General features: G+C 50.1%; 14 protein-coding genes and 1 pseudogene. 7 read left to right on the top strand and 8 right to left on the bottom strand.

Features of this window, described 5'->3' with window-relative positions; genetic code table 11:
* The first annotated feature begins 13 nt into the window (after positions 1-13).
* Positions 14-592 carry a DUF308 domain-containing protein gene (locus AAF463_RS22855; protein WP_350262196.1) on the top strand — a complete coding sequence of 193 codons (579 nt, stop codon included), beginning with the start codon at positions 14-16 and terminating at the stop codon, positions 590-592.
* A 223-nt stretch (positions 593-815) separates the two neighbouring features.
* Here the strand turns inward: AAF463_RS22855 and AAF463_RS22850 are convergent, their stop codons facing one another.
* The gene (locus AAF463_RS22850) at positions 816-1,676 is read right to left on the bottom strand and encodes a LysR family transcriptional regulator (RefSeq protein ID WP_271460547.1); all 861 of its coding nucleotides are present in this window, start codon (positions 1,674-1,676) and stop codon (positions 816-818) included.
* A gap of 129 nt (positions 1,677-1,805) precedes the next feature.
* On the opposite strand from AAF463_RS22850, the gene AAF463_RS22845 reads away from it, so the two are divergent.
* The 3 genes from AAF463_RS22845 to AAF463_RS22835 all read left to right on the top strand — a co-directional run bounded on the left by AAF463_RS22845 (position 1,806) and on the right by AAF463_RS22835 (position 4,874).
* Positions 1,806-2,552, top strand: a complete 747-nt coding sequence (locus AAF463_RS22845; protein WP_222234220.1) for a glucose 1-dehydrogenase — start codon at positions 1,806-1,808, stop codon at positions 2,550-2,552.
* A gap of 117 nt (positions 2,553-2,669) precedes the next feature.
* On the top strand, positions 2,670-4,127 hold the full coding sequence (locus AAF463_RS22840) for an MFS transporter (protein WP_350262195.1): 1,458 nt from the start codon (positions 2,670-2,672) through the stop codon (positions 4,125-4,127).
* 363 nt (positions 4,128-4,490) lie between these two features.
* Positions 4,491-4,874, top strand: a complete 384-nt coding sequence (locus AAF463_RS22835; RefSeq protein ID WP_350262463.1) for a Rid family hydrolase — start codon at positions 4,491-4,493, stop codon at positions 4,872-4,874.
* A 202-nt stretch (positions 4,875-5,076) separates the two neighbouring features.
* Here the strand turns inward: AAF463_RS22835 and AAF463_RS22830 are convergent, their stop codons facing one another.
* The 4 genes from AAF463_RS22830 to AAF463_RS22815 form a co-directional block, all read right to left on the bottom strand.
* The gene (locus tag AAF463_RS22830; RefSeq protein ID WP_350262194.1) at positions 5,077-5,961 is read right to left on the bottom strand and encodes a GGDEF domain-containing protein; all 885 of its coding nucleotides are present in this window, start codon (positions 5,959-5,961) and stop codon (positions 5,077-5,079) included.
* 411 nt (positions 5,962-6,372) lie between these two features.
* Positions 6,373-6,585 carry a hypothetical protein gene (locus AAF463_RS22825; RefSeq protein ID WP_350262193.1) on the bottom strand — a complete coding sequence of 71 codons (213 nt, stop codon included), beginning with the start codon at positions 6,583-6,585 and terminating at the stop codon, positions 6,373-6,375.
* Positions 6,582-6,986, bottom strand: a complete 405-nt coding sequence (locus tag AAF463_RS22820) for a VOC family protein (protein WP_350262192.1) — start codon at positions 6,984-6,986, stop codon at positions 6,582-6,584. Before AAF463_RS22820 ends, AAF463_RS22825 begins: the two co-directional genes overlap by 4 nt.
* A 17-nt stretch (positions 6,987-7,003) precedes the next feature.
* Positions 7,004-7,747 carry an SDR family oxidoreductase gene (locus AAF463_RS22815; RefSeq protein ID WP_350262191.1) on the bottom strand — a complete coding sequence of 248 codons (744 nt, stop codon included), beginning with the start codon at positions 7,745-7,747 and terminating at the stop codon, positions 7,004-7,006.
* A gap of 96 nt (positions 7,748-7,843) precedes the next feature.
* Between AAF463_RS22815 and AAF463_RS22810 the strand changes: the two genes are divergently transcribed.
* Complete coding sequence (locus AAF463_RS22810) at positions 7,844-8,794, top strand: AraC family transcriptional regulator (RefSeq protein WP_350262190.1); 951 nt, start codon at positions 7,844-7,846, stop codon at positions 8,792-8,794.
* 140 nt (positions 8,795-8,934) lie between these two features.
* Here AAF463_RS22810 and AAF463_RS22805 read toward each other — a convergent pair whose 3' ends face one another.
* Both AAF463_RS22805 and AAF463_RS22800 read right to left on the bottom strand, forming a co-directional pair.
* On the bottom strand, positions 8,935-9,327 hold the full coding sequence (locus AAF463_RS22805; protein ID WP_350262189.1) for a VOC family protein: 393 nt from the start codon (positions 9,325-9,327) through the stop codon (positions 8,935-8,937).
* A gap of 16 nt (positions 9,328-9,343) precedes the next feature.
* Positions 9,344-9,943, bottom strand: coding sequence for a TetR/AcrR family transcriptional regulator (locus AAF463_RS22800; RefSeq protein ID WP_350262188.1), 600 nt, complete (start codon positions 9,941-9,943; stop codon positions 9,344-9,346).
* 136 nt (positions 9,944-10,079) lie between these two features.
* Between AAF463_RS22800 and AAF463_RS22795 the strand changes: the two are divergent.
* A pseudogene (locus tag AAF463_RS22795) lies at positions 10,080-10,211 on the top strand (SDR family NAD(P)-dependent oxidoreductase); the annotation flags it as partial.
* Between the two features lie 327 nt (positions 10,212-10,538).
* Here AAF463_RS22795 and AAF463_RS22790 read toward each other — a convergent pair.
* On the bottom strand, positions 10,539-11,501 hold the full coding sequence (locus AAF463_RS22790; RefSeq protein ID WP_350262187.1) for a LysR substrate-binding domain-containing protein: 963 nt from the start codon (positions 11,499-11,501) through the stop codon (positions 10,539-10,541).
* 202 nt (positions 11,502-11,703) lie between these two features.
* Between AAF463_RS22790 and AAF463_RS22785 the strand changes: the two genes are divergently transcribed.
* Positions 11,704-12,540, top strand: a complete 837-nt coding sequence (locus tag AAF463_RS22785; protein ID WP_110868397.1) for a transketolase — start codon at positions 11,704-11,706, stop codon at positions 12,538-12,540.
* The last annotated feature ends 27 nt before the right edge of the window (positions 12,541-12,567 follow it).

The raw sequence follows: 12,567 nt of genomic DNA, 5'->3' as shown, positions 1-12,567 counted from the left end.
TCGGAGAATCATCATGAAATCCAATTTCGCTACATCTACCTACATTCAAAATCAATGGCTTCAATCTTATTATTATATCCGTGCTGCCGGTTCAATTATCTGGATTGCACTTGCGCTATTCATTGGCAAACACAATCCCACAGTTGGTGCCATTCTGCTTGTTTTGTATCCTACATGGGACGCATTCGCCAATTATCTTGATGCAAGACAGTCAGGGGGCTTAGCACTAAACCCACCCCAAAAATTCAACTTTATCGTTAGCCTGGTTGTCGCAGCGGCTATTATCTGGGCTCTTTCTATCAGCATGAATACAACCATTAAAGTCTTTGGAATATGGGCGATTTTTTCTGGTGTATTTCAGCTTTCTGCTTCCATCCGTCGCTGGAAAAATTCAAATGGACAATGGGCTATGGTCTTGAGTGGCGCGCAATCTGCATTGGCGGGTGTATTTATGTTTAAACAGGCGAGTAGTAATGCTGCTTTGGATGTCACCACGATTGCACCCTACGCCGCTTTTGGTGTTCTCTATTTCCTGATTTCAGCTATCACGCTGACCATTAAGAACGGGCGTAAAGACAAAGCTGCCTGCTGAGTGTTCAGAAAAATGGTGTGACTGTCAGTATTTAACGGGCGGCTTAGGGCGAACTTGATAACCCGGCATGTAGGGTTATCCATCTGGTCGACATATTGATTATTATCATTTCGTCATAAGTTAGCCCATGTCTTTGCTCAGATGAGTCTTCGTGAGGAAACGCACAAACATACCTGAAGCGCTTTTGCCCGCTGGTTTCACCTGGGTGCCCCGGCACGTCAGCCTATTCCTGTTGTGAAGCCAGCATACTATCTGCGATATCCAGCAGTGCACGCAGGCGATCCATATGACGAAGATCCTGATGGTAGCCGACCCAGATGTCTCTTGAAGGCGGAATGTCAGGCATTTCAATACGCTGCAGCCCGGTGGTGGCATCACCCAAAGGCCGTGGCAGCACGGCTACGCCCATCCCCCGCAGACACATCTGCGCCTGAACCGCGCGGCTTGTGCTTTTAAAGGCAGGTTTTGACTGCGGGAAATGATCAAGAAGCCATGAGACGTCAGGAAAATGTGACTGCCCAGTATTCATCAGGATCAGCCCCACCGAAGAGGGGGCTGTGAGCAGTGCCTGTGCATTCTGTGGCGTGCCATAAAGTGCGTAGGGCACACGCATCAAACGGCGCTGAACAATATTCGGATCGGTAAAAGGTACGATGCGAAACGCGATGTCGGCATCACGGCGCGACAGATCGAGCAGGCGGTAACCTGCAATAATTTCCGGCACAATCGCCGGATGACGACGTGTCAATTCACTCAGCACGGGGGCCAGCACATAGTTAGTAAACCATTCTGCTGATGATATTCTCAGTATTCCTTCAAGGCGATCGTGATTGCCTGCCAGACGACGTTCCATGGCAAGCGCGGAATTTTCCATCGCTTCTGCCAGCTTCATGATCCCGTCTCCGGCATCTGTCAGCACCAATCCCTCCGTTGTCCGGCGAAACAGCGCCTGCTGCGCTTCATCCTCAAGCGCCTTGATACGGCGTCCTACTGTAGGATGACTTACGCCCAGACTCAGGGCTGCTTTCCCGAAAGAGCCGTTACGCATGACCGCAAGCAATACCTGAACATCCCCCCAATCCATGCTTCGATTCCACCGTTCAAAAATGAACATCCAATATACAAAAGTGTCAGTTCTCAAACAACTTTGCAGGCATCACCATGGCTTCTTTAAATTCGTCGCCTCAGGCGACACGAACAGGAAGCTGAGATTATGCATAAATTAAAAGACAAAGTTGCTCTGGTTACCGGAGGTTCAAAAGGTATCGGAGCAGGTATAGCCCGTCAGCTGGCAGCTGATGGCGCCAGGGTTATCGTCAATTACGCCTCAGATAGAGACGCTGCTGAAAAGGTTGTTGTCGATATTAAAGCCACCAAGGGTGAGGCTGTGGCAGTCGCAGCGGATGTCACCAGTCAGACTGAGGTCGAGGCACTAATTAATACCAGCATTGCTCTTTTCGGGCGGCTCGACATCGTGGTGAACAACGCCGGTGTTTACCAGTTCGCCAAAATTGAAGAGAGCACTGAAGCGCTGTACCGCAGGCAATTTGATATCAATGTGCTTGGACCCTTGTTAGTAAGCGCCGCGGCCGCACCGCACCTGGGTCACGGCAGCAGCATCATCAATATCAGTTCATTCGTCACCCGAGTCTTTATTGCTGAAAGTGCCATCTACAGCGGTGCTAAGGGGGCGATTGATGCCATTACCGGTGTGCTTTCACTTGAGCTCGGTCCCAGGGGAATTCGCGTGAATGCGGTCAACCCGGGCCTGATCGAAACGGAAGGAAGCCATAGCGCAGGCGCAATAGGCTCGGACTTCCAAACCTGGAATGAAGAGCAAACGCCGCTTGGCCGTATAGGTCAGGTGGAGGACGTCGCCCCAATCGTCTCATTTCTCGCCTCCGATGAGGCCAGATGGATTACTGGGGAGATTATTCTGGCTTCCGGCGGCATGCGCTGATCGGATCGGTGTTGCGCTTCCCCGAGGCGGCGTCACCTGCACTGATTGGTCAACTGCGCATTCTGCGATGACCACACATCCCTAACAGGGACCGTACCGTTCCATAAGGAGTGATCTATGTCGGCACATAGCATCCTGCAAGCCGAGCCACGCCGTTGGGCTATGTTTGTCATTTTATTGGTAGGTGCATTTTTGCCACCGCTCGATTTTTTTATCGTTAATGTGGCACTGCCTGCTATTCATAATGAATTGAGCACATCTTCCTCAGCAGAACAGCTGGTCATTTCATCGTACGCCGCTGTGTATGCCGTGACATTAATCACCGGAGGTCGTCTGGGCGATATTTATGGTCGGGGAAAAATGTTTTTTCTTGGGCTGATTGGTTTTACCGCGGCATCATTGCTGTGTGGTTTTGCCTGGTCATCCTGGATACTGATTGCTGGACGCATATTACAGGGCGCCACGGCCGCCATTATGGCTCCTCAGGCGCTCGCCGCCGTGCAGGTCATTTTCCCCGAAGCGGAGCGACCCTTAGCGCTCAGTATATATGGAGCCGTGTTTGGTCTGGCCTCCGTTATTGGACAGGTTCTGGGCGGCATTCTGATATCAGCCGATCTCTTCCACCTTGGATGGCGGACAATTTTTCTCATTAATCTGCCTGTGACGCTGCTGGTGATTCTCTTTGGCCTGCCACTACTGCAAGAAAAACGGCCGCGAGCTGCTCAGCGACTTGACCCCGTTGGCACACTGCTGGCCACATTAACGCTGAGTACACTGATTGTGCCGCTAATCGAAGGGCGTGAGGCGGGGTGGCCCTGGTGGACGTGGCTGTTATTTTCTGCTTTCCCGCTGCTGGCCTCACTGTTATGGCGATATGAGCACAACCTCAGTCGCAAAGGGGGATCGCCACTGCTCAACCCGAGCGTGTTACGTGCGCCAGGGCTAGGCCAGGGACTTATGATTGTTTTATTGTTTTATTCAATCGGCGCGTTCTTTCTTCTGTTTTCTGTCTATCTGCAGAGTGCCTTACATTTAAATGCCTTGGTTGCAGGCACGCTTTTTCTACCCTTTGGTGTCGGATTTCTCATTGGTCCGTTACTGACACCGTATCTGAGGCAGTATGCCGGAAATTACCTTAGCGCCATCGGAATGGGATGTGAAACCGCAGGTTTGGCAGGTATGGCAGGATTGATCGCTACGACGATGCCCGGTCACTCTCCCGCGATGCTGCCGCTCGCCATGCTGCTTTTCCTGACTGGGCTGGGTCAGGGGCTGGCGATGCCAACTCTGGTGCGGATGGTGACAGGCCGGGTCGCGCCACAGTTTTCAGGTATGATTGCTGGCGTAACCAGCTCGACATTACAAATTAGCACTGCGCTAAGTGTCGCGGTTATCGGCGGCATTTTTTACAGCATGCTGGGGAACGGTAACAGCGTCGCAATCATTACCCATGCTTTTATCGTCGCGCTTCTGACGATGGCTATCTGCCTGGCTATAGGGGCAGGGTTAAGTATCAGGCTAATTCGGCGCTCCTTTGATCGCTCCATGACTCCGGATGGCTTATCTCAAAGGTAACGCGACAGTTCTCAGCTGACGGTAAGCGCCATATAATTAGGCAGCAAGCTGAGAACTTTTTTTTATTTTTAGTTTCCTGACAGGCTGCGCAGTTTCTGCAGGAAGTATGCACAACGATAATTCTTTGTTTTGCACGTACTTCAGGCAGATTATTTATTTTATCGTATCAGGGATTCATTCGGTATTCATGAATGAATCGTGACATCATAGTCGTCCGCTACTGGCACAATAAGGATATGCGCGCATGGCAATATCTTCTATGCTCAATGAGCAATGGATGGATAGGTTGAACATCCTGAGCGCTGAGGGCATTTAATGTTGAAAATGCTGACATTTATTAACTCATCAACTGGTGATGAAATTATGAAAAAATCTATCGTCCCTGAAGAATTTCAACACTATTTCGATGATTGGCACTTTTCCCCCGTTATCGAAGCAGATGGCACAGTATATCTTTCCGGTGTTACCGCAGCACGAAGAGATAAACCTATAAGTAAGCATCCTGAAGAACAATTTCATGATGCCTTTTATAAGCTTGGCATTTATTTAAATGCCGCTGGTTTAAACTATGAACACATACTTGAGATGACCACTTTTCACATTGACCTCAAAAAACATATCGACGTTTTTTCCAGAGTAAAAGATGAGTATGTAAAGGCGCCATATCCAGCTTGGTCAGCTATAGGCGTGTCAGAGTTCATTCCTGAGAATGCCCTTGTGGAAATGCGGATTGTGGCCAAAAGATAGTTTTAGGCGTGGGCACTAAAATAATAGTTGTGTCGGTTTCTGGCATTAAGCGGACCGGTATGTCAGGTCCGCTATGAGCGAGAAGCGGACATCCGACTTTTCCATAAAAACCGTTAGCTTTCAATTAATCAAACAAAAGAGGGCGGAAATTCTCCTAAACTTTCTTCCTCCCTTTTATGGAAAATTAATTATTTTTAAACGACTAGTCGTAGATAATGCAATCTCTACCTGCTCTCTTAGCTCTGTACAGGGCATCATCAGCTGCATTGATAGCAGAAGAAGATGAGTCATGTTTAAGCTTGGTTGCCACACCAATACTTAGCGTGATACCGAAACTTCCGTTGCATGCATCTGAAACCGAAGTTTTAATTTTTCTGATGATATCTTCTGCATTGATATTATCAAAGATAACGATGGCAAATTCTTCACCACCCGATCTTGCAATAAAAACATTCTCGCTTACAAGGTTACTTAGCCTCAGCCCGGTATCTCTCAGCACCCTGTCTCCAGCCTCATGACCATATGTGTCATTAATTTTTTTGAAGTGGTCAATATCAGCAATGCAGATAGTTCCTGACCGGTTCTCCAATCCTCTCAATATAACATTCAAATGTCTTCTGTTAGGCAACCCTGTTAATTCGTCTGTAAGTGAAAGATTAACCGCTGATTTATAATTATGGTTCACGTAGGATATAAACTTTTCAAATAAAAAAATAATCATTAATATGGCTGGAATATAAATAATTGAAGCAATTAATGATGCTGTATCTCTTTCTATTAAACCAAGTCCGCCTGCCATTGAAGCCAGGGATGAGTTCAAAAGCAGAAACAAACTCACTCTAAAAACAAGCAAGTTCACCTCAGTAGATTGGATATTAAAAGATTTCCTGATAAACCATGCCATTACTGCTACAGTGCAAGAATTAATGAAGAAATAAAAGTTGATTTTTGAAGTGTCACCAATAGCAAAAGAGAGAACAATAATCAAGGTTGCCATAAAGCAAGTATAAGTGATCACCATCCTATAAAGAAGTCCTTTAGGAGATTCAACTTCATGTATGAGTTTGTCGTGTATCTTGAAATTCATCACGCTATCCTGTTTTGGTCAGGTATAAATAGTACCACATAATTATTTATTGAGGTGATGGTTTGTGTGGCTGAGGTGACTAACCAGGTGTGCTAATTTATTGTTTCACGTGAAGAAAAAAAAGGCTTCCAACTCAATCCTGCTGATTTGTTTTCTATTTATGATTAGATGCTTATGGTTTCAATAATGTTCAGGATATACCTGACCTGCTCTGAGACTATTAATGCAATGCAGGACTACCAGCGCCCATTTCTGGCACAAAGGGGACATGTTTAGAAATGATGTCTGCAATGAGTGAAGAGGGGAAAATAACGCTTCAGGCTCCGTTCATACAGTCTAACCTTACTGCCATATGCAGCATAAAAACTTGGCGGCTTTATCCTCAGCGCCATAAGTCGGTGGATCTTCCCGTCAGCCCCGGTAACTTCCGCAACTGCGCGTGCGCGATTTCAGCAGCGTCCTCCAGGCCGAATACCCGCATACTGACGTCAAGTTCACCGGCAAATACTCCCAGCCGCGGCCTGTTTCTGCAGCAATGATAATATTCAGGCTGGCACTTTTAGCCTGGGCGGCGGTCATGTGTCCCGTGTATCCGGTGGCGCCATAAATCAGTAGTGTTTTCATGATTGAGGGTGCTGCCATTCTTTAAAGACAAATTCAAGGCTGTAGCCATCGGGGTCGAAAACGCCGGCGGCGTAGTAGCGGGGATCGTAGTGAAGCCGGGCGCCAGGTGCGCCATTGTCAGACGCGCCGGCACGCATGGCTGAAGCATAGGCTTCATTCACCATTGTTTGATTTCGCGCGACAAACCCGACATGTACAGCAGCTGGCGCAACAGTTCCTTCGCGTAGCCAGAAAAAGATCCGGCCTTGAACACCGAACCCTTTCAAATCCGGATGGCCTGGCGGCCCCTCTTTTCCGTCATAATCATGACGAACCGTGATGCCGAGAGGAGCAAGCGCTTCCGTATAAAAACGGACAGAACGGTCTGTATCGCTGACCGTTAAAAACAGATGATCGAGCATAAAATCTCCGGAAGGATTCAGATTTGGTAGCCGCCGGCAACCTCAATGGATTGTGCGTTGATCCAGATGCCTTCATCAGAGACCAGCCCTGCGATGACCCGGCCGACATCGTCCGGTTCCCCCACGCGTTCCAGCGCGGTCTGTGAGGCAAGCAGCGCCTCAAACTCATCATTCAGTCCTCCGCCCAGCGACGTACGGATTGCACCCGGAGAGACTGCGTTTGCCCGGATGCGCCGCGGCCCGAACTCTTTGGCCATATAGCGGGTCAGTACTTCAAGGCCGCCTTTAAAAGCAGCGTAGGGCGCAACACCTGCCGTCGCCACACGCGTGGTGGCGCTGGTAACGTTGATGATGTGTCCTCCATCGCAAATCAGAGGCAGCAGCTTTTGAGTCAGGAAAAAAGGGCCCTTCAGGTGCACGGCAAAAAGAGTGTCGAACTCACTCTCCGTCACCGTTTCAATCGGGTTGAAGAGTCCAAACCCGGCGTTGTTAACCAGCACGTCAATGTGCTCACGTTCCCAGGTGACACTGACTATCTCCAGTAAGGCATCGCGGAAAGTGCCGAAGGTTTCGGTGCGAGCCACATCCAGATGCAGCGCAACGGCATGGCCGCCTGACGCTTCAATCTCCTTCACAACCCTCAGGGCAGATTCAGGATGGCTGTTATAAGTCACAATCACCCCCATCCCTTTAGCCGCGCACTGCTGCGCCACGCTGGCGCCAATTCCGCCACTGCCGCCGGTAATCAGTACAATTTTCAAGGTTTCATCCTTTCTGTCTGCGATAGGAAAAAGGATAAAACCTCCGGGACAGCTCAGCCTCTGCGTTCCTGCTCGATTCTTGCCTTTTTCTGCTTTATGCTCGCTTTAATCATCATACGGAGGAGGCTGACCTTGACACTGGAACCCCTGCTTGACGAACTGCGCCTTCTGGCCGCTCATGCCCGAAACTGGCGAACCGAAACCGGTATACCGCGTGTGGCAATGGTGCAGGGGGACGTTCCCGCGCATGCACTGGCTGCGGTCTATGAGCCGATGGTTAATCTCATACTGCGGGGAAGTAAATCCATGACGGTAGGTGACCGGGTATTCCACTACAACCCTGCTTCTTACTTTGTCATGTCAGTAGATTTGCCAGCCGTAGGCGAAGTCCTTCCCGAGGCCACCGGTGCTCCTTATCTCGCGGTTAGTCTGACCCTGACACCTGAGCGGATAGCGACGTTGTTGGCTGATTTACCTCCCGTGAAGGCTGATCCACAGTCGGGTGCTTTTTCCGTTGCTGCCGTCACGCCCGAGCTGCTGGATGCCTGGGTAAGAATGCTTCGCCTGATGAAGAGCCCTGAAGATATCCCGGCTCTCGCACCGGTATATGAACGTGAAATCCTTTATCATGTTCTGAAAGGCCCACATGGCTGGATGCTGAGGGATATTGCTTCACCGGGAACCATGCTGGCGCGGATAGGTAATGCGATTCGCTGGATAAGACATAATTTTGCTGATGAATTTGTGGTTGAATCACTGGCCGCACAGGAAGCCATGAGCGTATCGGCTTTTCATCGTCATTTTAAGTCCGTGACAAACATGAGTCCGGTCCAGTATCAGAAGCGCGTACGTCTTCTCCATGCCAGAACCAAATTACTGGCGCGCCAGCAGAGCGTCACATCTGTTGCCATGGAGGTGGGTTATCGCAGCGTGCCTCAGTTTAATCGCGAGTACGCCCGTTTCTTTGGCCGCTCTCCTTTGAAAGACGTTGCAAGTCTAAGGTACGACGCTGATGGTGCAGAAAGCCCGCTGAATCACCACGTTTGATGCGGCAGTAAATTTTGCTGCCGTAACAAAGCAATAACTCACCACACGATATTTCACTTCGCGGGTAGCAGCCAGGCGAAACTAACAGGCCGTAATTCAGATGGGGTTCAATTTCGCAAAGTGTCGTCCGGCCATCTTACTCATCCTTTCTGACAGACGACTTCGATGTTATTACCGTCAGGGTCTAAGATATAAGCGGCGTAATAGTGAGAGTGGTAATGATGGCGAATTCCCGGTTCGCCATTGTCTCTACCGCCTACCTGTAGAGCGGCACGCCAGAATTCGTCGACTATGGCCCGTTCACTGGCAGCAAAAGCCAGATGTGTTGAAGCGCCTGTTATGTCTTTATCATGAAGCCAGAGCCTCGGGTACCCCTCCGGGCCCAATCCATACCGGGCACCACCAGTTAGAGTCCGATCCGGGGGTACAGAAACAACCAAGCTGAACCCCAGCGGAGCGAGGGCTGCTTCAAAGAATTTGAGCGATATCAGAGCATTTTTTACAGCAATCTCAACATGGTCGATAACAGACATAACTTTTACCTCCTGATTAAACATTTTTTGGCGTCAGGAGAGTGCTGAATGCCTGACCGGCCAGCTGAGCCACGGCAGTTAACCTGGCTTTTGACAGTTCCGTTACTGCGGCGGCAGAAAATCCCCGCAGCGTTGTCACGACATAATCAGAAAGCTCCCGGTCCCGTGCAGGTTCATACTGCCGGATATAACTTCTGATGAACTGAATTCCTGCCTGACCATAGCGACTTGCCAGCTCGCGGGCCTGCGGATCATCGGCACGCATACCTTCAGCCACAAGACAGCCTCGCTGGACTGAGGATCGGGCGTATAGACGTGCAGCAGTCATAAAAAGATCTGCAACCGCCTCATTCAGCGGCCTGCCCTGAGTCAGGATTTTGTCCGCCGGCAGGTTTCCTTCTGCAACATAGAGTTCCAGGCAGCGTTCAAACAGCCCTGCTTTACTACCGTAAGCGGCGTAAAGGCTGGGAGGATTTATATTCAGCGTCTTTGTCAGTTCCGTGATACCCACAGCATCATAACCACGCTGATGAAACAGCGCTTTAGCTATCTGCACGCCGGACTCTCTGTCAAATACACGCCTAGGTGCTTTAATTGTTTTTTTGGTATCGCGCATAGTTTTTATCCGTTGCATCAGAGGTGTTTCTGACTGCCATCTTAAAACTTTCTTGTAGTGACCGCTACAAGAGGTTAGTAACAGCTTGTTCAGAATTTACTATAGTGACCACTACAAAAAAACACATGGTGCAATTATGAATCAGTCATTTAATAGAAAGGTTGCCGTTATCACTGGTGGTGGAAGCGGCATTGGTCTGGCTATAGCGAAAAATCTGAGCGACGAAGGCGCAGACGTCATTATCACTGGCCGAAATGCACAACCCCTTTAAGAGGCGGTAAACAGTGATGCCTCAAGTTATGTGAATGGTATAGAGCTGTTCGCTGACGGGGGCACCTCTCAGTCCTGACAGAGGGTAGGTATGTTCATTTAAAAAATTACTCTCGCTCACCCGTTGTGTTGGCCCAGTGCGCATGTCTGCTTTTGGCAAAATGCTGACTGATGCAGGGAGCGTATACCCGCTATGAGTGAGAAGTGTCAGTTCATGATGCTGACTTTTGCTATCAGCCCTATGGATATTTCCTCTCTTTCATCAAGTGAAAAGGAAGTCTTCAGCCTAAAGCTGTAGGTCTAGAGAGCATCTTATGCACCCGGATTATGATGGAGATACGGACGTTGTCTGACTGTCAGACGGGCCGGTAAGGGCAGGTGTATTTACAGTCCCGGCAGAGGCTAAATTTTCTTCAAACCATCCCAGAAAATTCTGCAGCTTTGGCCTGCTCCGGTAGCCCAGCGGCATGACGAGATGATGTGCGCTGATGGTATGGCTAAACTGCTCAGGAAGGATCCTGACCAACGTACCCTGACGCAGGAATTTCTCTGCCAGAAGCTCGCTTTCAAGCACCACACCGTGCCCCATCGCGGCGGCTTCCAGGCTCATATATGAGCGATCAAACCTGAAAAGCCAGGGCTGGGCGGGCTGGACGATGTTATGTGCCCGGAACCACTCAGGCCAGCGTAGTAATGTATTTTCCGAATAGATAAGCCTGCGTGAGATCAAATCCTCTGGCGCACTGACGGGTGCGTGCGCAAGGTACTCCGGTGATGCCATGGGCAGAATGCGTTCATTTCTCACGGACCTGATATCGAAACCTTCCCATGACGGAAAGCCATGTCGGATAGCGATATCCACTTCGCCGCGTCCGAAATCCACGTCCTCATACGAGCAGGCCAGCGTGACTTCGGTGCCGGGATACTGCTGCTGAAATGACTGAATGCGCGGTAAAAGCCACAGGTAGCCGAAGGTGGGGGAGCTGTGAATATGGATTTTGTTCACGCGGCCTGCGGCCTTCATCTCCGCGGTTGCCTGAATCAGCCCCTGTAGATGCACACCAATGATCTCCAGGTAAGCTTCTCCCCTGGCGGTCAGTTTCACGCCGGCAGCGTGACGTTCGAACAGATGGCACTCCAGGCTCTTTTCCAGCGTGGCTAGCTGATGGCTCGCGGCTGACGCGGAAATACCCAACGCTTCAGCCGCACGAACCACGTTTCCCGCCCGGGCAATATGCTCAAAAACCTGGAGACACTTCAGTGAAGGGATCTCCGCATAATTTCTCATTTTCAGACCTCTGTAACACCAGACTGACCCTATTTTATCAGCTTCAAAAAGGCGGTCACAGTCAATTCTCATTGAATGGTTAACCATTTATCGAGATCGCTCTCACAGTTATTTATTTATACAGCAAGCGTAAATGGACATAAGAACGAGGTTTGTTGTTAAGTGGTAAACCATTAAGACATATCACTCAAGGGGACTTCTGATGTCAGAACTGAATCACAACCTTCACGGCCTTTCTGAACACGCTTATTCGATTCGCCGGCATGCCCTGCGTATGGGCGCCGTGCAGGGGCAGGGTTATATAGGGCAGGCACTGGGCATTGCCGATGCGCTCACGGTGGCCTATTTCCATGCCATGTCCTTCCGGGCGGAAGATCCTGAATGGGAAGGTCGTGACCGCTTTCTGCTTTCAATCGGTCATTACGCAATTGGCCTGTACGCCGCTCTCATCGAGGCAAAAATCATTCCTGAGCATGAGATAGAGAATTACGGTAGCGACAACAGCATTCTGCCGATGTCCGGCATGGCGGCCTATACCCCGGGGATGGAAATTACCGGCGGCTCGCTAGGGCATGGTTTGGGTATTGCTGTTGGCATGGCGCTGGGCCTTAAGAGAAAAGGGAACAATGCGGCGGTGTATAACCTGCTGTCGGACGGTGAGCTGAATGAAGGGTCGACGTGGGAGGCCGCGCTTTCCGCCAGCCACTGGAAGCTCAACAACCTGATCGCGCTGGTAGATGTTAACCGCCAACAGGCGGACGGAGACAGTCAGGAAGTTCTGGCCACTGAGCCGGTCGATAAAAAGTTTGAGGCGTTTGGCTGGTTTGCTCAGCGCGTGAACGGGCACGATTTGCAGGCACTTGTCAGTGCATTCGATGCGGCCCGGCATCACGCGGGCGATCAGCCACGCGTGATCATTCTCGATACGCTGATGGGGAAGGGAGTGCCTTTCCTGGAAGAGAGAGACAAAAATCATTTCATTCGCGTAGCTGATGCCGAGTGGCAGCAGGCACTTGATGTCCTGAAACGCCATATCTGAAATCACTTCCGACTCAATGAGGCCACT

This window comes from Pantoea sp. BJ2, from assembly GCF_040255075.1.
GTDB classification, from domain to species: Bacteria; Pseudomonadota; Gammaproteobacteria; order Enterobacterales; family Enterobacteriaceae; genus Pantoea; species Pantoea leporis.
The sequence above is the reverse complement of the archived record's forward strand: the minus strand, read 5'-3'. Positions and strand labels throughout refer to the sequence as shown.

Coding starts and splice junctions, on each gene's coding strand:
- AAF463_RS22840 (WP_350262195.1), top strand. CDS start 2,670: ATGTCGGCACATAGCATCCTGCAAGCCGAGCCACGCCGTTGGGCTATG.
- AAF463_RS22825 (WP_350262193.1), bottom strand. CDS start 6,585: ATGAAAACACTACTGATTTATGGCGCCACCGGATACACGGGACACATG.
- AAF463_RS22835 (WP_350262463.1), top strand. CDS start 4,491: ATGAAAAAATCTATCGTCCCTGAAGAATTTCAACACTATTTCGATGAT.
- AAF463_RS22810 (WP_350262190.1), top strand. CDS start 7,844: ATGCTCGCTTTAATCATCATACGGAGGAGGCTGACCTTGACACTGGAA.
- AAF463_RS22845 (WP_222234220.1), top strand. CDS start 1,806: ATGCATAAATTAAAAGACAAAGTTGCTCTGGTTACCGGAGGTTCAAAA.
- AAF463_RS22785 (WP_110868397.1), top strand. CDS start 11,704: ATGTCAGAACTGAATCACAACCTTCACGGCCTTTCTGAACACGCTTAT.
- AAF463_RS22790 (WP_350262187.1), bottom strand. CDS start 11,501: ATGAGAAATTATGCGGAGATCCCTTCACTGAAGTGTCTCCAGGTTTTT.
- AAF463_RS22805 (WP_350262189.1), bottom strand. CDS start 9,327: ATGTCTGTTATCGACCATGTTGAGATTGCTGTAAAAAATGCTCTGATA.
- AAF463_RS22830 (WP_350262194.1), bottom strand. CDS start 5,961: ATGAATTTCAAGATACACGACAAACTCATACATGAAGTTGAATCTCCT.
- AAF463_RS22850 (WP_271460547.1), bottom strand. CDS start 1,676: ATGGATTGGGGGGATGTTCAGGTATTGCTTGCGGTCATGCGTAACGGC.
- AAF463_RS22820 (WP_350262192.1), bottom strand. CDS start 6,986: ATGCTCGATCATCTGTTTTTAACGGTCAGCGATACAGACCGTTCTGTC.
- AAF463_RS22855 (WP_350262196.1), top strand. CDS start 14: ATGAAATCCAATTTCGCTACATCTACCTACATTCAAAATCAATGGCTT.
- AAF463_RS22800 (WP_350262188.1), bottom strand. CDS start 9,943: ATGCGCGATACCAAAAAAACAATTAAAGCACCTAGGCGTGTATTTGAC.